Consider the following 19326-nt stretch of genomic DNA (forward strand, 5'->3'; position numbering starts at 1 on the left):
CCGCTCAAGAGGAACCCCACCCGGCCGGGGGGTGCGCGCCGCCCCCGTCCCCACGGTGCGGCGCGACCAGGTCACCGTCCAGTCATCCCATGGACGGCGGCCTGATTCTCAGGGCGACCCGGACAGGCCCAATGCGGGCAGCACCGCGGCCTCCACGAATCTGACGAGGTAGTCGGGGTCGGCGTAGCAGCCCTCCAGGACGGGGCGGGCCCGCAGGACGCCGAAGATCTGGGCGGGGACGTACGGCAGCGCCGGGTGGTCGGCCGGGATCTCGCCGCGTTCCACACCTCGGCGCAGGATGTCCTCCAGCGCGGTGATCTCGGGGTGGACGAGCGCTTCGCGCAGTGCCTGGGCGAGTTCGCTGTCCTGGGTGACGGCGTGACCGAGGGCCGCGACGAGTTTGGTGTCCTTCGCCGACCAGGCGCCCGCGGCCCGCGCGGCCTGGCGCAGGTCCTCCGCGAGGGAGCCGGTGTCGATGCCGGTGAAGTGCGCCCGGCGGTTGGCGCGCAGCGCGGCGGCGACGAACTGGGGCTTGGTCCCCCACTGCCGGTACAGCGTGGACTTGCTGCACCGGGTGCTGCTGGCGACGCCCTCCATGCTGACGGAGTCGTAGCCGCATTCTCTTATCTGGTCGAGCACGGCGTCGAAGAACTCCCGCTCACGCTCGGGCGTGATCTTGGAGCGGCGCGAGGCGGCGACCGTGTCCGGTGCGTCCTCAGCCTGCGACGTCATGGCTCTTCTCCTCACTCGGCCCGCGGACCCGGGGTCCGCTCTCCAGTGTGTCTCGTTTCGCTATCGATACGCCAGTGTACCGGTACTCCACCGTATCGGTACCATCTCGTATCGGTACACTGGCGTATCGGAACGGACTCGTACCGATGAGTTCGGGCCGCCGGAAGGGTCACAAGCCCTGCCAGCACCACCACACGCACCACCGTCAGCGAAGGGGCCGGGGGATGAATGCCCGCACCGAGCCTGCAGAGAAGGGGACCAGCGCGATAGCGCGGCCCCCGCTCGTCCGTGAGCTCCTGCTCGTCGCAGGACTCTTCCTCGTCTACAAGTTCGGCCGCCAGCTGGCGACGGGCCACACCGGTGAGGCCCTGCACAACGCCCACCGCGTCTGGGACCTGGAACGGACCCTGCATCTCCCCGGCGAGGGCGCCGTGCAGTCGGTGCTGCTGCACAACGACACCCTCGTGCACCTCGCGAACACCTTCTACGCGACCGTCCACTTCCCGGCCACCGTGGCCTTCCTGGTCTGGCTGTACCTGCGGCGCCCCGCGCACTACGTCTGGGCCCGCCGGGTCCTGGCGACGGTCACCTCGGCCGCCCTGGTCCTGCCCTTCGTGTTCCCGCTCGCGCCCCCGCGCATGCTGGCCGCGACGGGCCTGGTCGACACCGCGAAGGTCTACGGCCCCTCGGTGTACGGCCCGCCGACCAGCGACCACCTCTCGAACCAGTTCGCGGCGATGCCCTCGCTGCACTTCGGCTGGGCCCTGATGGTCGCGATCGGCCTGATCGTCGCCACGCGGTCACGCTGGCGCTGGCTGTGGCTGCTGCACCCGCTGGTCACCCTGGTCGTGATCGTGGGCACGGCGAACCACTACTGGCTCGACGCGATCGTCGCCACCGCGATGCTCGGCATCGCCCTCGCGCTGATCCACCCGCCGCACCGCACGGCGAGCACGGCGGGCCGCGGTCAGCCGGAGCTCGCCCCGGAGAAGCAGCCGGTTCTCGTCGGAGCGGGCCGATGAACGCCACCCTGGTCGCCGTCGGCCTCTCCCTCTTCTCGGCCGTCGCCTACGCGGCCGCCGCCGTGGCGCAGGAGCGGCTGGCGTCCCGCAACTCCGACGCGGGCATGCTCCGGCTGCTCGCCACCGGCTCCTGGTGGTGGACGGTCGTGCTGAACGCGTCGGCCGCGCTGCTGCACGTCGTGGCCCTGAAGTACGGCCCGCTGACCGTCGTACAGCCGCTGGGCGCGCTCACCCTGGTCGCCGCCGTGCCGATGGGCGCGCGGGTGGCCGGGCGGCGGGTCAGCGCGAGCGAATGGCGGGGCACCGCGCTCACCCTGCTCGGCCTGTCGGCCCTGCTGGTCACGGCATCCGGACCGCAGCCGGACCAAGTCCTCACCGTTCCCCAGGCGTTGGCGGTCGCGGGCGCGACGTCCGCGCTGATCGGCCTGCTGGCCCGGCGCGGTGCGAAGCCCGGTCTACGGCATGCTTCGGCGTCCGGTGTCGCCTCGGGTGTCGCCTCCGCGCTCACGCAGACCGTGACGGTCGCGGCGACGGACCGCTCGGGCCCGCTGCTGAGCATGCAGGTGGTCGGAGTCGCCCTGCTGGTCGCGGTGTTCGCGGCGGGCGGGCTGCTGCTGTCGCAGACCGCCTACCGGGGCGGCCTCGGCGCTCCGCTCGCGGTGGTGACCCTGGCGAACCCGCTGGCCGCCGCCGCGATCGGCCTGGCCCTGCTCGGCGAACGCCTCCAGGGCGGCGCGGCCGGCATCCTCCTCGCGCTGGCGGGGGCCGGACTCGCGTCCTGGGGTGTGGTGCTGCTGACCCGGGTCACCCCGGTCGTGCCGCTGCCGAACGAGTACGGCGACCACGATCATCCCGTGGCCGCCGTCCTGGCGCTGGAGCCCGAATCGGCCTCCCTGGAACCGGCGTTGATGCCCAGGCAGCCGAACCGACGGTCCGAGCCGGGGCATCTCACCGCGCTGTGACCGGGGTCAGCCCAGGCCCCGCGAGTCCTGCTTGAGGGCGGTGTCGACGGTCAGCGCCGTCGCCACCACCAGGCTCAGCAGCGGCTCGGGCAGCTGGTAGTGGATCTGCAGGACGTAGTTGTCCGCGGTGGTGAACATCGTCTTGGCGAGGCCTTCCCAGGTCTTGGTGATCCGGGCGACCTCGTTGTCCGCGTGGTCGACGATGGCGAAGTTCCAGGCCCGCCAGTTCTCGGCCTTGATCGCGCCGATCTGCTGGCCGTTCACCATCAGCCCGAAGTTGATCTTCCCGATCATGTTCTGCTGGACGATCTCGCCCACCGGCGAGCCGTCCGGACGGGACACGATCACCCGGGACTTCATGAGCTTCGCGGGCCGGGTCAGCACCAACTGCGGCTGTCCGTGGGCGTCCCGGATCTCCAGCCGGTGCGTCATGAACTGGTCGAGGCTGGAGACGAAGCGCAGCGCCTTCTTCAGCGCGCTCTGGCCTATCTCGGTCACGGTGCCTATCAGATTGCCGTTCTGATCCATGACCTTGTACTCGTTGGTCAGCTCGATCAGCTTGGCCTTCTGGTTCACCACGAGCACCGGCTCGCTGAACAGGCTGCCGCCGCCGGGGCCGCCACCGGCGACCCCGGCCTGCTGCTGCACCTGGCGCTGCACCCGCGGGTCCGGCCCCGCCTGCTGCTGGGGCACGGACTGCGGCTGCGGCTTGGCGCCCTGCGCCTGCTGGTCCGCGTTGGTGTGCTCGGTCCACTTCGCGCCGTCCCAGTAGCGGAGGGTCTGGGGCGCTCCGTGCGGATCCGGGTACCAGCCTGCAGGTGTGTTCGAATGCGTGGTCACCGGGGCACACTACCGCGAGTGCCCCGGAATTCAACCGGCTCTACGACAGCGGTCATGCCCGTCCGATCGCCGGGTCGCTGACCCCCGGGCGGCCGTTCTCGACATGTCCGGCGAATCGCCGCAGGAAGCCCGCGTCGCCGTCGGAGGTGACCGTCAGGTCGTACCACCGCTTGCTCGCGCCCAGGTCGAAGGTGTGCCGGACGGTGGCGCCCGCCCGCACCCTCACGGTCTGCGTCTTGCCGCCGTAGCCGTTGACGACCCTCAACTGCACCGTGCCGGAGCCCTTGTTGGTGAAGGTCAGCTCGACGTCGTCGCCGCAGTCGCGGGCGGTGACCTCGGGTCCGGCGGTCCTGCCCGGGCCCTTGAAGACGCGCAGGAAGCCGTTCGGGCCGTGCACGGTGAGGTCGTACGAGCCGTTCGAGTACGCCGAGTTCCAGGTGTCCGAGACGGTCTTGCCGGCCTCGGTGGTGTAACTCCAGGGCCCGTCCGTGCGGTTGCCGGAGGTGACCAGGAAGTTGGCGCCGGCCTTCGCACCGGAGGCGAAGGCGAGCGTGAACTTGCCGGCCGCCGTGTCCGCCGAACCGTCCACCGCAGACGCGTACTTGAGCGGGCGGGCCGGGCGCAGTCCGCGCTCCTGCTTCGGCAGCACGGGGTTGGCGGGCGGGGTCGGCACGTAGTCGGGGTGGCGGTTCTTGTCCGGCGGCTGGTAGCCGTCGGTGTCCGGCAGCGGGACCTTCTTGACGTCCTTGTGGGAGAAGTCGAAGGCGGTGGTCAGGTCGCCGCAGATCGCGCGCCGCCACGGCGAGATGTTGGGCTCGTGGACGCCGAAGCGGCGCTCCATGAAGCGGATCACCGAGGTGTGGTCGAAGGTCTCCGAGCAGACGTAACCGCCCTTGCTCCAGGGCGAGACGACGATCATCGGGACGCGCTGGCCGAGGCCGTAGGGACCGGCGGGGTGGCCGGCGTTGCCCGCGAAGAGGTCGGGGCCGACGTCGACGGTCGACTTGCCCTGCGCGGCCGAACCCGGCGCGAACGGCGGCACGAGGTGGTCGAAGAAGCCGTCGTTCTCGTCGTAGGTGATGAACAGGGCCGTCTTCGCCCACACCTTGGGGTCGGAGGTCAGCGCGTCCAGGACCTGGGAGACGTACCAGGCGCCGTAGTTGGCGGGCCAGTTGGGGTGCTCGGTGAAGGCCTCGGGCGCGACGATCCAGGAGATCTTCGGCAGCTTGCCGCCCTTGACGTCGGCCTTCAGCTGGTCGAAGAAGCCCTCGCCCTTGGTGGCGTCGGTGCCGGTGCGGGCCTTGTCGTAGAGCGGGTCGCCGGGCTGGGCGTTCTGGAACTGCTTGAAGTAGAGCAGCGAGTTGTCGCCGTAGTTGCCGCGGTAGGCGTCCTGGATCCAGCCCCAGCCGCCGGCCGCGTCGAGGCCGTCGCCGACGTCCTGGTAGATCTTCCAGGAGACGCCCGCCTTTTCGAGGCGTTCGGGGTAGGTCGTCCAGCTGTAGCCGGCCTCGTCGTTGCCGAGGACGGGGCCGCCGCCCTGGCCGTCGTTTCCGGTGTAACCCGTCCACAGGTAGTACCGGTTGGGGTCCGTGGAGCCGATGAACGAGCAGTGGTAGGCGTCGCAGATGGTGAAGGAGTCGGCGAGCGCGTAGTGGAACGGGATGTCCTCACGGGTCAGGTACGCCATCGTCGTGGAGCCCTTGGATGGCACCCACTTGTCGTACTTGCCGCCGTCGAACGCGGCGTGCCCGTCGTTCCAGCCGTGCGGGAGGTCCTGGATGAACTGCAGGCCCAGGTCGTCCGCCTCGGGGCGGAACGGGAGGATGTCCTTCGTGCCGTCCGACTGGTACCAGACCGGTTTGCCGTCCTGCCGGGTCACGACCGGACGCGGGTCGCCGAAGCCCCGGACACCTCTGAGCGAACCGAAGTAGTGGTCGAAGGACCGGTTCTCCTGCATCAGGACGACGATGTGCTCGACGTCCTCGATGCTTCCGGAACGGTGGTTCGCCGGGAGTGCGGCGGCCCGCTCGATGCTGTTCGACAGCGCGGTGAACGCCGTTGTGGCGCCCGCGAGTTGCAGAAAGCGACGCCGGTTGACTTCGGACATGGGTGAGGCACCTCTCATCCTGACGCGCGGCCGGCCGGAACATGGCGAAATGCGCGCGGTGCGAGTGTTCCAAGAGCAACAAACGTCAGGGAAGGGTCTGGTGGCGCCCATGTGAAACTCGCCCGTACGTGCGGGGGCGGAGCGTCACGTGGTGGCGAGGGCCTCCGTCGGGGTCAGGCGGGATGCCCTGATCGAGGGGTAGACGCCGGCGGCCATGCCGATCAGGACGGCGCCGCCGAATCCGCCCGCCACCGCCGGCAGCGGGATCACCGGCGGCCAGCCCTGACAGGCGGCGTAACCGACGGTCGCCAGGACGCCGAGGACGGTTCCGGCCAGCCCGCCGAGGCAGGACAGCGCCACCGACTCGGTGAGGAACTGCCCGCGGATCTGGCCCTTGTTGGCACCCAGCGCCCGCCGCAGTCCGATCTCCTTTCGGCGTTCGAGAACCGAGATGACCATGGTGTTGGCCACCCCGATCCCGCCCACCAGCAGGGCCACTCCGGCGAGGCCGAGGAAGAGCGCGGAGAACGTCGTCTGCGTGGCGCGCTTCGCGGCGAGGGCGTCGGAGGGACGGCTGACCTGCACCATGCCGGGGAGCTCGGGGTAGATGGTCGGGGCGAGCACATTGCGGACGGCGTCGATGCCGTCCTCCCTGGCCTTGACGTAGATGACGGTGGGGTGGCCGGTGAAGCCCAGTTGGGTGCGCGCGGCGTCCCAGCCGACCAGGACCGCGCGGTCGATGTCGGGCGAGAGCGGGGTCTGCGCGAGGACGCCGATGACCGTGAACCAGCGGTGGTTGATGTAGATCTGCGGAGCGGGCCGCCCCGGCACCACCTTCGCGATGCCCATCCGGGTGGCGGCCACCGAGCCGAGCACGGCCGTGGGGAACCGGTCGGTGGACGCGCTCAGGAAACGCCCGGACCGGACCTCGGCGTTGATCGCCCGCAGCAGGTTCGTCCTGCTGGCCAGCACGGCAAGACCCGCGTAGTCGTCGGCGTCGACGCGGTCGTTGCGGAACACCTCGGCGTGGGTGTTGGCCACCGCGCTGGCGACGGTGACGGGGCCGATGCGGCGGACCATGTCCACGGACTGGGGCGGGAGTTGGACCGGTGGTGTCTGGTTGGGCACGGGGACGGCCTGGAGCATGTTGGTGCCCAGCGCGGAGAGCTGGTTCATCAGCGCCTTCTGGCTGGACGCCGGGATCCCGGTCACCACGATCATCGTGGCGATGCCGATCGAGATGCCCAGCGCGGACAGCGCCGCCCGCATCCGGCGGGTGTGGATGCCGAGCAGTCCCAGGCGCAGGATGTCCAGCGGGGCCAGCCGTACCGGCCTGGTGTCGGCGACGGCCAGGGCGGCGGTCGGCCTCGGTGCGGTGGTGGTCATGACCGGCGTTCCCCATGGAGGTCGGTGAAGGTGTCCCTGCGGATGGCGAGGGTGTCGTCGGTGAGGTCGGCCATGTCGATGGCCTGGGTGTCTTCTCCGACGTCGTCGCTACGGACGTCGGCGACCAGCCGCCCGTCGAGGATCTCCACCCTGCGGGGCAGCCGTGCGGCGATGTCCCGGTCATGGGTGATGATCGCGATGGTGGTGCCCTCGTCGTTCAGGGTGGTCAACACCTCAAGTACGGCACGGCCGTTGGCGGTGTCGAGGGCGCCGGTGGGCTCGTCCGCGAGGACCAGTGCCGGGCGGTTGACCAACGCGCGGGCGATGGCGACCCGTTGGCGTTCGCCGCCGGAGAGCTGGTTCGGCAGATGCCCGGCGCGGCGCGCGAGGCCCACCCGGGCCAGTGCCTCCCGGGCGAGCGGAGCGCGCTGCCGGCGCGGAACTCCCGCGTAGAGCAGGCCTGTTGCGACGTTCTCGGCGGCGGTCAGTCCGTCGGTGAGGTGGAACTGCTGGAACACGAAGCCGAGTTGGCGTCCGCGCAGCGCGGAGAGCCTGCGGTCGGAGAGGGTCGCGACGTCGTGGCCGCCGATCTCGACGGTGCCGCTGGTGGGCCGGTCCAGGGTGCCCATGATGTTCAGCAGGGTCGACTTGCCGGACCCGGACGGGCCGACGATGGCGAGGAGTTCGCCCTCCTCGACGGTGAGCGAGACACCGTCCAGGGCCTTCACCCCGCCGGGATACTCCATGCCCGCGTCGATCACGGCCAGTACCGGTCGGCTCTTCACGAGGTGGTCTCCACCTTCAGCCCGGCCGTGACACCGGCGCCGCTGATCTCGACCAGACCCTTGGCGAACATCCCCGTGTTCACCGCGATCAGCCTGCCGCCGGGCAGCTGGACGGCGTAGCCGCCCTCGCTCAGCGCCAGCAGCGCGCCGACCGGCACGGCGAGCACACCCTTGCGGCTCTCCGAGGTGAACGCCACCTGCACCGGGGCCGAGGTCAGCCTCCGGACCGCCCCGGTGTCGGGCACCGAGACGGTGACCGTGAGCTGCGCGGGGGCCGAACCGCCGGTGTCCCCCTGGGAGTTGTCGGCGGCGGCGGTGGAACCGACCACGTCGACGGTCCCCTTGACGGTGGAGTTGTCCGGCAGGGTCACCGTGACACGGTCGCCCCGGGACACCGTGCCGACCTGGGTCGCGTCGACCGGCACGGACACCTTCTTGACGGTGGAACTGACCGTCATCAGGGCCCCGGTGGCGTCGTCGCCGCTCTGCGCCTGCACCGCGCCGACCCGCACCTCGCCGGACTGCACCGTCACGTCCCCGATGCCGAGCACTCCGGTGGCGGGCATCCCGATGTGGGCCTGCCAGCGCCGGATCGCGGCGATCAGGTCGGCGGTGAGCACGCCGTCGCCCTCCTTCACCTCGACGGAGGTCGCTGTGGGGGTGGGAGTAGGGCTCACGGAGGGCGTGGCCGTAGCTCCCGCCTTGTCGGCGCCCTCGGAGGAACTGTCGTCAGCCGTGGCCGGGTGCTGAGTGACCCACGTCCCCGCCCCCGGCTGGACCCCGATGTCGTAGCCGAGCTTCTTGAGGTTGTCGGCGATCACCCGGACGTCGGGCCCGGTGGTGCCCCGCGCGTTCAGCGTGCGGTACAGAGGCGTGCCGCCGTAGAACACCGGCACGGGGACGTTGTCCACCTTGTACAGGGCGCGGCCCCGGGAGACCGTGGCCCCGGGGGCGGGCAGCCAGGTGACCAGTCCGGACTTGGCGCCCTTGACCGGGGCGGCCTTGCTGTAGCCGAGGGTGCCGCTGAGGGTCTGGGCGTTGGACAGGTCGGTCCTCGTCACCGTGGCGGTGCCGACCCGGGCCGAGTCGGCGGCCGTCGTGCTCGGTTTCGCGTTCCCGTCCTGCCATACGGTGACGCCGAGCGCGGTCGCCGTGACGCCGGCCAGGGCCACGGCCCCGATCTTCAGGCGGCGCCTGCCGCGGCGGGGGCGGGTGTCGTCGTCGGTCGTCGTCACTTGTACGCCTTCAACTGGCAGTCGTGGTCGAGCTTCGACTGCTGGGCCTGGGTCAGGGAGGTCTGTCCGTCGTAGTTCCAGCCGGAGCCGTCGGACAGCCCCTTGACCTTCAGGCCGCCGTCGTTGAGGCAGCGGATGTAGGCGCGGAAGTCGTCCATGTAGTGCGGGTTCCTGGCCGGGTCCAACTCCGGTGGCTGGAGCGGGAGTTTCGGGAGGCAGGCCTTGCGCGCGGCGGCGGAGTTCCTGTCGGAGCCGCCCCCGGGGTACCACTGCTTCGAACCCGGCTTGTAGCCGCCCGGGGCACCGTGGTCGCGCAGGCAGTCGAAGTAGATGCCGGTCAGCCGGGTCTGCTCCGCCTCGGAGGTGTCCAGCCTCAGCTGGGGGCGGCCCGACTCCGCGGCGGTACTCTCCGACGCCGTGGCACCGCTCGCCTTCGGTGTCTCGATGGAGGCGACGCCCTTGTCCTCGGCCGCCGCCTTGCCGTCCCCGCCCGAGCCGCCGCCGCAGGCGGACAGGAGGACCAGCGCGACTGTCGCGGCCATACCGGCCGGCGCGGCGGACCGCCTTCGATGAGTGAGTTTCGCCATGGCGGCACCGTGGCCGGAGCTTATGAAGATCCTGTCAGGCCACCGTCAGGCTCCTGTCTGATGTCGCGGGGGCGACCTTAGGGTGAGCGGCGTGAACGCATATGTCCTGGTGGCCGAGGACGACGTCAAACAGGCCGAGGTGATCCGCCGCTACCTGGAACGCGAGGGCCACTCCTCCCTCGTCGTCCACGACGGGCGCGCGGCGATCGACGAGGTGCGGCGCCGGCAGCCGGACCTCCTCGTCCTCGACGTGATGATGCCGTTCGTCGACGGTCTGGACGTGTGCCGGGTGCTGCGCCGGGAGTGCGAGGTTCCGGTGCTGATGCTGACCGCGCGCAGCACCGAGGAGGATCTGCTGCTCGGCCTCGACCTGGGCGCCGACGACTACATGACGAAGCCGTACAGCCCGCGCGAGCTGATGGCCCGTATCCGCACCCTGCTGCGGCGCACCCGGGCCACGGTCGCGCTGGACGATCCGGTGATCCGGATCGGCGCGCTCGCCATAGACCCGGTCCGCCGTACCGTCGGCCTCGACGGACGCCAAGTGGTGTGCACGCCCGGGGAGTTCGAGATCCTCGCGGCAATGGCCGCCGAACCGGAACGGGTCTTCACCCGCCGCCAACTCCTCGCTCTGACAAGGGGGTTCGACCGCTACATCACCGAACGGACCATCGACGTACACATCCTGAACCTGCGCAAGAAGATAGAAGCCGTCCCCCGCCAACCCGCCTATCTGCAGACCGTGTACGGCGTCGGCTACAAGCTCGTCGACGGCAGCCGTGCGCGCTGAGACGGAGAGCGGCGGCGAGGGGCGGCCCAGAACCCGGGTCCGGGCCAAAGTGCCCCTGCACAGAAGCCTGTTGGTCCGCCTGCTGGCCACCTCCGTGATGATCGCCGTCTGTTCGGTCGCGGCCACCGCCTGGCTGGCGGCGCGCACCACGAGCAGCGCCATCCAGCAGGAACAGGGCCAACTCCTGTCCTCCGACACACAGATCTACGACACTCTCGTCGGCTATGCCGCCACGCACCGCGACTGGACCGGCGTCTCCCCCACCCTGCGCCGGCTCGCGGAGCGCACCGGACGCCGGATCACCCTGACCACGCAGAGCCACCGCACGCTCGCCACCTCGGCCGCCTCGGCCGCCGCCCTTCCCACCAGGGCGTCGGCGGTCGTGGACCCCCTGCACACCGACGCGGCCCTGCTGCCCGGCACCGCGGCGGACCGCATCGACCCGCGTGCCGTCGGCCCGTACCGGCTGACCGCGGCCGAGCGGAAGGTCCTGCGCGGCATGGCGGAGAAGATCCGCTTCTGCATGGGAGGCCCCAGTGGCGTCGGCACCCTTGTCGAGGCGCCGAGCGGCCGGACCTCCCTCAAGTTCCCGGACGGCATGCTGGGCGGGTCCGACAGGGAGTACAGCTGCGGCGTCGACCAGCTCTCCGCTCCCGTCCGGTCCGAGATCGGGCCGCTCGACCGGCTCAACGTCATGGTCAACGACTGTCTGGCGCAGCGGAACCAGCAGCCCGTGAAGGTCGGCCTCGACTTCGTCCTCAGCGTGTCGGGCGACAGCGGAACCGCCCAGTCCTGCGTCGACACCGCCCGCCGCGACCAGCTCGCCCCCTATGTGGCACCGGCCGCGCTGCTGTACGTCACCACTCCGGCCGGTTCGACGGCCGCGCCCGGCTTCCGTTTCACCTCCGCCAACACCGCCCGTCTCGCCGGGGTCGCGGGGCTGGTGCTGCTGGTCACCGTGGCCGTCACGGTCGTCGTCGGCACGCGGCTGGTGCGGCCGCTGCGCGCGCTGGCCGAGGCGGCCCGGCGTCCGGTGCAGGAACACCAGCGGGTGCCGGTGACGACCAACGACGAGATCGGCTATCTCGCCGCCGCGTTCAACGACCTCTCGCAGCGCCGCGAACGCGTGGAGGGCCAGCGCAAGGCGATGGTCAGCGATGTCGCCCATGAACTGCGCACTCCGCTGAGCACCATCCGCGGCTGGCTGGAGGCCGTCCAGGACGGCATCGCCACCTCCGACCAGGCCCTCGTCGACTCCCTGCTCGAAGAGGCGCTGCTGCTCCAGCACATCGTCGACGACCTCCAGGACCTCGCGGAGGCCGACGCGGGCCAGCTGCGCGTCCACCCCGAACCGCTGCGCGTCCGCGATCTCCTCGACCATGTCGCCACCGCCCACCAGGCCCGCGCCGACACGGCAGGGGTCTCCCTCACCACCCGCGTCGACGGCGACCCCGAGCTGTCGGGCGACCCCGTACGGCTGCGGCAGGTGGTCGGCAACCTGGTGTCCAACGCGCTACGGCACACCCCCGCAGGCGGCAGCGTCACTCTGCGGGCCCGCAGAGCCGGGGACGTGGTGACGATCGAGGTCGCCGACACCGGTACCGGCATCCCGGCCGAGGACCTGCCGCGCGTCTTCGACCGCTTCTGGCGCGCCGAGAAGTCCCGCAACCGCCGCACCGGCGGCAGCGGTCTGGGCCTCGCCATCGTCCGCCGCCTGACGGAGGCGCACGGCGGGACGGTGACGGTGACCAGCACGGTCGGCGCCGGCACGGTCTTCACCGTCCGCCTGCCGGTGTGAGCCCTCGGCACGAACCCTTTTCTACGACCCTCAGCGCGCGGCGGTCGGCGGTGGCAGGCGCATTCCGGCGAGGTCCGGCGGGACCGGGGTGTCGGGCCGGAAGAAGGGGGCCGATGGGCCGTCCAGGGCGGTGGCGGGGGCGTCGGTGAGCCGGAACCGGTCGCGCAGCCGGCCGTAGAAGTCGGTGGGGCGCAGCCGGATGAGGCGGACCCGCTGCGGGGAGCGGAAGACGCCGATCCAGTCGCCGGGGTCCAGGACACCGCGGAGTTGGCCGTCGACGCTGACGGCGGCCTGTCCGGAGTGGGGCAGCACGCGCAGGCCGACGGGTTCGTCGGGGGCGGCGACGACGCTGCGGTCGAAGGTCATGTGCGGGGCGATGGGCGTGAAGACGACGGCGTCCATGTGGGGCGAGAGGACGGGTCCGCCGGCGGCGAAGCTGTAGGCCGTGGACCCGGTGGGGGTGGCAACGGCCAGGGCGTCGGCCGAGTAGCTCGCCAGCAGCCCGCCGGCGAGGTAGACGCCGACGCTGACCTGCCGGTCGCGGGCGAGCTTCTCCAGGACGACGTCGTTGAGGGCGGTGACGTCCAGCGCGCACCCCCAGCCGCCGCCCTCCGTGGTCTCGGGCCTGACCTGCGGCGGCGGCAGCATCGGCCCGCGGCCGTAGCGCAGCAGGGCCTCCATCTCCTCGGGGATGTCCAGGGGCCGGGAGGCGCGCATGGTCAGCGTCATGCGTTCCTCCACGATGGCCCGCCCCTCGTGCACGGCGTCGAGGGCGTCGCCGATGTCGCAGGCCGGGACCTCGGTGAGGAAGCCGACCTTGCCGAGGTCGACGCCGAGGACCTCGGCCCCGCTCTTGACGGCGATGCGGGCCCCGCGCAGGAAGGTGCCGTCGCCGCCGAGGGTGACGACGAGATCGGGCCTGCCCGCCGCCTCGGACTCCTCGCGTCCGGCGCGCCGGTGCTGGTCCTTGGCCCACACGTCGATCTCCGTGCAGCGGACGCCGTGCGCCTCGCTCCACGCGTGCACGTCGCGCGCCGCGTCCCGGGCGGTGGCCCGTCCCTGGTGCACGACGAGACCGATACGACGTACGGGCATGGGGTCCTCCGTGAGGTCGAGTCAGGCCCTACAGAAGGTACTGCCACTTGGCCGTGCGGCCCTTGATGTCGACGGTCGGGGCGTCGAGGGTTCCGGCCCGGTCACAGGTGTGCGGTCGCCCCCGCCTTCTTCGGCTCGGCGCCCAGCGCCCGCAGCGTCTCGAAGGCCGCCGCCGTGGAGCTCGCGGGTTCGGCCTGGTAGACGACGAGTTGCTGGTGCGAAGCGCCGTTGACGGTGAACGCGGCGAACGCGATGTGCAGATCGCCGACGTCCGGATGCTTGAGGTGCTTGCCCTCCTGGGACTTGGACTTGACGTCGTGCAGCTGCCAGAGCTCGGTGAACTCCTCGCTGGCGTCGGACAGTTCGGCGACCACCTCGGCGATCCGGGCCGATTCCGGATCGTGCCCGTACGCGGCCCTGAGCTCGGCGACACAGGAGTGCGCGGCCCGCTCCCACTCCTGGTAGAACTCGCGCCCAGCCGGGTCGACGAACACATTGCGGGCGAGGTTGTCGAAGGCGTCGAACCCGCTGTGCAGCGCCGTGGCAAGGGAGTTGCCCGCGAGGATGTCGAGGGCCGGGCCGAGGACGAAGGCGGGGCTGTACTCCCAGCTGTCCATCAACTGCAGTAGCTGCGCGCCGACTTGGGCCTCGCTCCGGCCGTGCGGGCGCTGCGAGGGCGCGAGGCAGAGGCGGTTGAGATGGTCGGCGGACTCCGCGTCCAGCTTCAGCGCCTGGGCCACCGCCTCCAGCACCTGCGGGGAGGGGCTGTTCTCGCGTCCCTGCTCCAGCCTGATGTAGTAGTCGGAGCTGACTCCGGCGAGCAGCGCGACTTCCTCCCTGCGCAGTCCCGGCACCCGGCGGCGCCCGTACTCGGGCAGACCGACGTCCTGGGGCTTGAGAGCCTCGCGGCGGGCCCGGAGGAAATCGCCCAAAGGGGTCCCATTGCTCATGCGGCAAGACTAAGTGCTTTTCGTTCGATGAGAAGGCCCGGTCGTCCACGACTGCACCAGGTTCCCCACGCTTCACACACGGTGATTCGCCGCCGGCCCGGCCCTTTCACGTCACCCGGGGAGCCGCGGTCCTGGGTGCGACGCACCCACCGTCGACCGCACTTCTCCAGGCGTTTTCCGCCTAGCCTCGGCGGTATGGACAACGATACGCGCCCCGACCCGGTGGAAGGACTGGGTCGCTTCCTCCGCTCCCGCAGGGAACGCGTCAGCCCCGCCGACGCGGGCCTGCCCGGCTCCGGCCGCCGCAGGGTCCCCGGGCTGCGGCGCGACGAGGTCGCGGCGCTCGCGGGGGTCAGCGCCGGCTACTACAGCCGGCTGGAGCAGGGCCGTGAACTCAGCCCTTCGGTACGGGTGTTGGAGGCGATGGCCCGTGCGCTGCGCCTCGGGGACGAGGACCGACGGGAGCTGTTCAGGCTGGCGCGGCCCACGGCCCGGCGCACGAAGTCTCCGGTGCGGGTCGAGCGGGTCCGCCCGCATCTGCGGCAGCTGATCGAGAGCTGGACCAGGACACCGGCCTTCGTCATCGGCCACGCCCAGGACCTGCTGGCCACCAACTCCCTGACCGACGCCCTCTACGGCGACTTCGCCCAGCGGGACAACGTGCTGCGGATGCTGTTCCTGGACCCGGCCGCGAAGACGTTCTACCGGAACGCGGAGCGGGCCAAGGACCGTGCGGTCGCCGACCTCCAGCAGACCGCCGCGAGCACCCCCGAGGATCCCCGCATCCTGGAGCTCGTCGGTGAACTGTCGGTGCGCAGCGCCGAGTTCCGCTCGCTGTGGGCCCGTGAGTACACGCGGGTCCCGCCGTACGAGGTGAAGCGGATGCGGCATTCCGTGGTGGGGGAACTGGAGTTGCGGCACGAGGCCCTCACCATCCGCAGCGCGCCCGGGCAGCAGCTCATCATCCTCCAGGCGGAGCCGGACTCCCCCTCGGCGGACGCCCTGGCCCTGCTGGGCTCGCTCAGCGCGCCCGAGGTGCCGCACCAGCAGAATCCGGCACAGGACGCCCAGTAAAAGCACGGTCCTTTGCCGCGTCGGCTTTTACCGGGAATTCCGCTCGACAGCGTCCAGTATCCGGTCCAGAACATCGCCGAAAAGGCGTACCTCGTCGGGTGTCAGCGGATCGAAAACGAGCTGCCGCACATTTTCCGCGTGCCCGGGTGCGGCGGCCTCGATCGCTTCCCGGCCCTTTTCCGTCAGCCGCACCATGGAGCCGCGCGCGTCGTCGGCGCAGGCCTCGCGGGTGACCAGCCCGCGCTTCTCCATGCGGCTGATCTGGTGGGACAGCCGGCTGCGCTCCCAGTCCACCTCGGCGCCGAGGTCCCGTGCCCGTAGCACACCGTCGGCGGACTCCGACAGGGGCGCCAGGAGCGCGTAGTCCGCCGCCGAAAGACCCGAATCGCGCTGTAGTTGCTGGTCCTGGGCCCGTTGCAGGGTGCGGCGCAGCGTCCGGTACTTCGCCCAGACCTCGGCCTGGTCGGGGGTGAGCCATCGGGGTTCGGACATGCCGTCACCGTACCAGCTTGTTGACATGTCACCGACTTTGCGGTCCAGTGCCCGTTCCTGGGTGTGGGACTCCCAGGAAAACCGCTGCCTTCATAGCTCCTCGGTGGAGGGACAGACTCATTTACGTCAACAGGGAATCCCCCCACCAGGGGAAGCGACGAAAGAGGTTTTCCCCATGGCTACGTGGTTCGTCACCGGCGCCTCCCGTGGAATCGGCGCGGAAATCGCCCGGGCCGCGCTGGCAGGCGGTAACAATGTCGTGGTCGCCGTACGGAATCCGGAGCGGGTGCCGGACGACCTGAAGAAGTCCGAGAAGGTGTTCGCGGTCGCTCTGGACGTCACGGACAACGACAGCATCCCGCAGGCGGTCGAGGCCGCCGTGAAGCGGTTCGGCGGTATCGACGTCCTGGTGAACAACGCCGGCCGCGGTCTGCTCGGCGCGCTGGAGGAGATCACCGACGCGGAGGCCCGCTCGCTGTTCGATCTGAACGTCTTCGGTCTGATCAATGTCACCCGCGCCGTGCTGCCCGTGATGCGCGAGCAGGGTTCCGGCAAGCTCGTGCACATCGGTTCCCGCTCGGGCTTCGAGGGCGAGCCCGGCGTCAGCCTGTACTGCGCCTCGAAGTTCGCGGTCGCGGGGATCAGCGAGGCGCTCTCCGCGGAGATGGCGCCGTTCGGCATCCAGTCGATGGTGGTCGAACCGGGCGTGTTCCGCACCGACTTCCTCGACGCGAGCTCGCTCTCGGTGGCCGCGAACCGTATCGCCGACTACGACGACACCCCGGCCCACGTGACGCTGGACTGGATCGACCGGGCCAACCACGCCCAGCTCGGCGACCCGGTGCGCGGCGCCGCGCTCATCGTCGAGGTCGCCGGCACCGAGAAGCTGCCCACGCACCTCTACCTCGGCCGCGACACCCTGGAGCGACTGGAGGTCAAGTACCGGCAGGTGCAGGACGACCTGGCCCCGTGGCGTGAGAAGTCCGCGGCCACCGCGCACGACGACGCGGCCTGACACGCCGTCAAACACCAACCCCCGCACACTCTTCCGCACAGAGATCGTGGTCTTGTGATGTCCGCTTCCGCCCTGCTCACCGGTACCCCGCCGGCCGGCCGCGTCGCCGTCGTCTCCGGCGCCTCCAGCGGCATGGGTGCCGTCACCGCCGAACGCCTCGCCGAACTCGGCGCCACCGTGGTGGTGTTGGCCCGCCGCAAGGAGCGCCTGGACAGCCCGGTCAAGAACATCGAGGCGGCCGGCGGCACCGCGCTCGCCCTGGCCGTCGACGTCACCGACCGGGCGGCCGTCCAGAGCGCCGCCGACCAGGTCGCCGAGCGCTTCGGCAAGGCCGACCTGGTGTTCAACAACGCCGGTGTCCAACTCATCTCCGGTATCGAGGAGTTGGGGGTCGACGACTGGCAGCGCCAGATCGACCTCAACATCAGCGGGCTGATGAACGTGATCGCCGCCTTCCTCCCCCACCTGACGGAGTCCGCAGCCGCCGGCAAGCCGGCCGACCTGATCAACACCTCGTCGATCGCGGCCACCCGCATCCTGACGAAGTTCTCGATCTACTCCGGCACCAAGGCCTACATCACCCATCTCACCCGGCTGCTGCGGGTCGAGCTCGGCCAGAAGATGGTCCGCGTGGCCACCATCGAGCCCGGCATGGTCGACACCGAGCTCCCCGACCACGTCACGGACGCCGACGCGTCGAAGCTGATGGCCGACCTCATCCACGACATCGACGTCCTGCAGAGCGCCGACATCGCCGAGACCGTCGCCTTCATGGCCGCCGTACCGCGCCACGTCAACCTGACCGAGATCACGATCCTGCCCACCGCGCAGGCCATCTGAGCTCCGCCCCGGCGCCATTGGTTGACACGACAACAAGTGTGATGTTTTGTTGACACGTCAACGAGGACAGCGAACTCCCGGCAGACCGGAGGGCCCGACATGAACATCACGGTGATCGGACGAGGACACGTCGGCGGCGGTCTGGCCCGGCTGTGGGAGAAGGCCGGACACCAGGTCAGGACGCTGGGCCGGGACGGCGGTGACGCCTCGGACGCGGACGTGGTGGTCGTGGCCGTCCCCGGCGGCCTCATCGCCGAGGCGCTCGCAGGCGTCACCGGGCTCGGCGGCCAGGTGACCATCGACGCGACGAACCTCTACGGCGACCGCGACGAGTCCTTCCCCTCGCTCGCGCACCAGGTCAAGTCGATCGTCGGCGGCCCGACCGCGAAGTCCTTCAACACCGTCTTCGCCTCGGCGTACGACCAGATCGGCACGCAGCGCGTCACCCCGAGCAACCTCTACGCCGCCGAGCCCGCCGCGAAGGACATCACCGCGCGCCTCATCGCCGACGCCGGCTTCGACCCGCTCCACGTCGGCGACCTCACCCCGGGCGCCCGGCTGCTGGAGGACAGCTCCGGCCTGACCCGCGCCCTGGCGGGCCGGCTCGGTGGACCGTTCTTCTACCGGTACGGCCGCCCCGGCGAACTGTAGAACCGCCTTACGTCCGGCGGCAGTTCACGCCCCCGACTGGATGTCCCCCCGCGTGGACGACGCGATGGTGTCGCGGTGTGCGAAGTCGCCCGGGGGGATGCCGGGGTGGTGGCCCAGGGGCGCCGAGGGAGCGGCGACCGAGGGCCCGAGGGTGAGGCGGGAGACGATGCGGTAGCGGTCGCCGCGGTAGATCGAGTGGACGTACTCGACGGGCCGACCTGTCGTGTCCGAGGTGAGGCGTTCGAAGAGCAGGGCCGGGGAGAGTTCGGGGACGTCGAGGAGTTCGGCCTCGGCCTTGGTGACGACCGTCGGCTCGATGGCCTGGACCGCCTCCTGGACGTGCACGCCGTGCTGTTCCCGCAGGTGTTCGTAGAGGTCGCCGGCCTCCAACTCCTGTGCGGACAGGGTGGGTACGAGATCGGCCCTGATGTGCAGGTGCTCGATGGCCATCGGGGCGCCGTCGACCAGCCGCAGCCGCGCCACGTACACGATCTCGGCGGCGGGCGAGAGGCGCAGCCTGCGCCCCACCCGGGCGCCGGCCGGGATGGTGGTGAACTCCAGCAGCCGGCTCGACCAGGCCCCGGAGGCCTGCGGCGCCGTCATGGTCCGCTCGCCGGAGACGAGTTCCTGGGTGATCTTCTCGGGCGCCACGAACATGCCGCGCCCGTGCTCCCGCACCAGCAGCCCCGCGGCGACGAGTTCGTCGACCGCCGCGCGCAAGGTCGGCCGGGACACGCCGAGTTGGGCACAGAGGGCACGCTCGGAGGGGATCGGGTCCCCCGGGTGCTGCGACTCGACGAGGTCGAGGATGAAGTCGCGGACCCGCTCCCGTTTGAGTACCGCCCCTGGCGCGTCGGCCTTCATGTCGCACTCCCTCGTACGCGGATTCCCCGGCCGACCTGTTGACCAGTTGACCAGCGATTGCCCCGCGGTTCGCCCTCTTGACCGGGGAAGTGTAACCACCA

At 70.9% G+C, this 19326-nt stretch carries 19 protein-coding genes; 8 read left to right on the forward strand and 11 right to left on the reverse strand.

Going from position 1 to position 19326, the window contains the following annotated elements; genetic code table 11:
* Nucleotides 1–108: 108 nt before the first annotated feature.
* Entirely contained in the window at nt 109–732 is a 624-nt protein-coding gene (locus SSP08S_RS21890) for a TetR/AcrR family transcriptional regulator (protein ID WP_019069769.1), read from the reverse strand.
* A 224-nt stretch (nt 733–956) separates the two neighbouring features.
* Between SSP08S_RS21890 and SSP08S_RS21895 the strand changes: the two genes are divergently transcribed.
* Together SSP08S_RS21895 and SSP08S_RS21900 are read left to right on the forward strand one after the other, a co-directional pair.
* Nucleotides 957–1754 carry a phosphatase PAP2 family protein gene (locus tag SSP08S_RS21895; protein WP_019069770.1) on the forward strand — a complete coding sequence of 266 codons (798 nt, stop codon included), beginning with the start codon at nt 957–959 and terminating at the stop codon, nt 1752–1754.
* Nucleotides 1751–2716 (forward strand): DMT family protein, encoded by a 966-nt coding sequence (locus SSP08S_RS21900; protein ID WP_019069771.1) that lies wholly within the window; start codon nt 1751–1753, stop codon nt 2714–2716. The genes SSP08S_RS21895 and SSP08S_RS21900 overlap by 4 nt, the downstream gene beginning before the upstream one ends.
* Nucleotides 2717–2722: 6 nt before the next feature.
* Here SSP08S_RS21900 and SSP08S_RS21905 read toward each other — a convergent pair whose 3' ends face one another.
* The 6 genes from SSP08S_RS21905 to SSP08S_RS58225 all read right to left on the reverse strand — a co-directional run bounded on the left by SSP08S_RS21905 (nt 2723) and on the right by SSP08S_RS58225 (nt 9656).
* On the reverse strand, nt 2723–3556 hold the full coding sequence (locus tag SSP08S_RS21905) for an LURP-one-related family protein (RefSeq protein WP_019069772.1): 834 nt from the start codon (nt 3554–3556) through the stop codon (nt 2723–2725).
* Nucleotides 3557–3608: 52 nt separating this feature from the next.
* On the reverse strand, nt 3609–5663 hold the full coding sequence (locus SSP08S_RS21910) for a phosphocholine-specific phospholipase C (protein WP_019069773.1): 2055 nt from the start codon (nt 5661–5663) through the stop codon (nt 3609–3611).
* A 144-nt stretch (nt 5664–5807) separates the two neighbouring features.
* The gene (locus tag SSP08S_RS21915; RefSeq protein ID WP_019069774.1) at nt 5808–7049 is read right to left on the reverse strand and encodes an ABC transporter permease; all 1242 of its coding nucleotides are present in this window, start codon (nt 7047–7049) and stop codon (nt 5808–5810) included.
* A complete protein-coding gene (locus tag SSP08S_RS21920) occupies nt 7046–7795 on the reverse strand; it encodes an ABC transporter ATP-binding protein (RefSeq protein WP_078532489.1) in 750 nt (249 codons plus the stop codon). Before SSP08S_RS21920 ends, SSP08S_RS21915 begins: the two co-directional genes overlap by 4 nt.
* Nucleotides 7796–7830: 35 nt before the next feature.
* Complete coding sequence (locus SSP08S_RS21925; RefSeq protein ID WP_019069776.1) at nt 7831–9069, reverse strand: efflux RND transporter periplasmic adaptor subunit; 1239 nt, start codon at nt 9067–9069, stop codon at nt 7831–7833.
* Nucleotides 9066–9656: a hypothetical protein gene (locus tag SSP08S_RS58225; protein WP_051105955.1), complete on the reverse strand. Its 591-nt coding sequence runs from the start codon at nt 9654–9656 to the stop codon at nt 9066–9068. Before SSP08S_RS58225 ends, SSP08S_RS21925 begins: the two co-directional genes overlap by 4 nt.
* 91 nt (nt 9657–9747) lie before the next feature.
* Between SSP08S_RS58225 and SSP08S_RS21935 the strand changes: the two genes are divergently transcribed.
* Together SSP08S_RS21935 and SSP08S_RS21940 are read left to right on the forward strand one after the other, a co-directional pair.
* The gene (locus tag SSP08S_RS21935; protein WP_019069778.1) at nt 9748–10446 is read left to right on the forward strand and encodes a response regulator transcription factor; all 699 of its coding nucleotides are present in this window, start codon (nt 9748–9750) and stop codon (nt 10444–10446) included.
* A 97-nt stretch (nt 10447–10543) separates the two neighbouring features.
* Nucleotides 10544–12244: a sensor histidine kinase gene (locus SSP08S_RS21940; protein ID WP_051105957.1), complete on the forward strand. Its 1701-nt coding sequence runs from the start codon at nt 10544–10546 to the stop codon at nt 12242–12244.
* 30 nt (nt 12245–12274) lie between these two features.
* On the opposite strand, the gene SSP08S_RS21945 is transcribed toward SSP08S_RS21940, so the two are convergent.
* Nucleotides 12275–13339 (reverse strand): NAD(+)/NADH kinase, encoded by a 1065-nt coding sequence (locus tag SSP08S_RS21945; protein ID WP_019069780.1) that lies wholly within the window; start codon nt 13337–13339, stop codon nt 12275–12277.
* A 101-nt stretch (nt 13340–13440) separates the two neighbouring features.
* Nucleotides 13441–14289 (reverse strand): helix-turn-helix transcriptional regulator, encoded by an 849-nt coding sequence (locus tag SSP08S_RS21950; protein ID WP_026178722.1) that lies wholly within the window; start codon nt 14287–14289, stop codon nt 13441–13443.
* 195 nt (nt 14290–14484) lie between these two features.
* Here SSP08S_RS21950 and SSP08S_RS21955 point away from each other — a divergent pair, with 195 nt between their 5' ends.
* Nucleotides 14485–15363 carry a helix-turn-helix transcriptional regulator gene (locus SSP08S_RS21955; protein ID WP_026178723.1) on the forward strand — a complete coding sequence of 293 codons (879 nt, stop codon included), beginning with the start codon at nt 14485–14487 and terminating at the stop codon, nt 15361–15363.
* Nucleotides 15364–15390: 27 nt separating this feature from the next.
* On the opposite strand, the gene SSP08S_RS21960 is transcribed toward SSP08S_RS21955, so the two are convergent.
* Nucleotides 15391–15855, reverse strand: coding sequence for a MarR family winged helix-turn-helix transcriptional regulator (locus SSP08S_RS21960; protein WP_019069783.1), 465 nt, complete (start codon nt 15853–15855; stop codon nt 15391–15393).
* Nucleotides 15856–16030: 175 nt separating this feature from the next.
* On the opposite strand from SSP08S_RS21960, the gene SSP08S_RS21965 reads away from it, so the two are divergent.
* The 3 genes from SSP08S_RS21965 (at nt 16031) to SSP08S_RS21975 (ending at nt 18361) form a co-directional block, all read left to right on the forward strand.
* Nucleotides 16031–16870, forward strand: coding sequence for an SDR family NAD(P)-dependent oxidoreductase (locus tag SSP08S_RS21965; RefSeq protein WP_019069784.1), 840 nt, complete (start codon nt 16031–16033; stop codon nt 16868–16870).
* A gap of 57 nt (nt 16871–16927) precedes the next feature.
* Nucleotides 16928–17710: an SDR family oxidoreductase gene (locus tag SSP08S_RS21970; protein WP_019069785.1), complete on the forward strand. Its 783-nt coding sequence runs from the start codon at nt 16928–16930 to the stop codon at nt 17708–17710.
* A 99-nt stretch (nt 17711–17809) separates the two neighbouring features.
* Complete coding sequence (locus SSP08S_RS21975) at nt 17810–18361, forward strand: dinucleotide-binding protein (protein WP_019069786.1); 552 nt, start codon at nt 17810–17812, stop codon at nt 18359–18361.
* 24 nt (nt 18362–18385) lie between these two features.
* On the opposite strand, the gene SSP08S_RS21980 is transcribed toward SSP08S_RS21975, so the two are convergent.
* Entirely contained in the window at nt 18386–19225 is an 840-nt protein-coding gene (locus SSP08S_RS21980; RefSeq protein WP_019069787.1) for a GntR family transcriptional regulator, read from the reverse strand.
* Between the last annotated feature and the right edge of the window lie 101 nt (nt 19226–19326).

The sequence above is a fragment of the Streptomyces hokutonensis genome (assembly GCF_000376565.1).
GTDB classification, from domain to species: domain Bacteria; phylum Actinomycetota; class Actinomycetes; order Streptomycetales; family Streptomycetaceae; genus Streptomyces; species Streptomyces hokutonensis.